Genomic DNA, 281 nt, shown 5'->3' on the forward strand with positions numbered 1-281 from the left:
AATCCACAAATGATAAATGACATCAATATCGGGGGTGTTTTTTTTCCCGGTCTGCTGATGACTGTGCTCATCGCGCTGATCTGTACGCTATCACTCTTATTAATTTTCTCTTTCAGCAGGCTTTACCGACGTTTGCCCTTTCGCCCGTTGATTGATTTTTCGACTTTTATCATTAGTTGTTTCCTGCTTTTGCAGGGCCTGACCACTCTGGAGTTATTTGCATGAAATCTTTACTCTCTTTATTGGGTCGCTATGCGCTGACATTAAGTGCCGTTGCGGTG

At 43.4% G+C, this 281-nt stretch carries 1 protein-coding gene; it reads left to right on the plus strand.

Annotation, left to right across the window (positions count from 1 at the left end):
• Window positions 1-9: 9 nt before the first annotated feature.
• Window positions 10-225, plus strand: a complete 216-nt coding sequence (locus FDX22_RS20520; protein ID WP_040233557.1) for a DUF1656 domain-containing protein — start codon at window positions 10-12, stop codon at window positions 223-225.
• Window positions 226-281 lie beyond the last annotated feature (56 nt).

It is taken from the genome of Citrobacter sp. TBCS-14 (genome assembly GCF_005280805.1).
Classification (GTDB): Bacteria; Pseudomonadota; Gammaproteobacteria; order Enterobacterales; family Enterobacteriaceae; genus Citrobacter; species Citrobacter gillenii.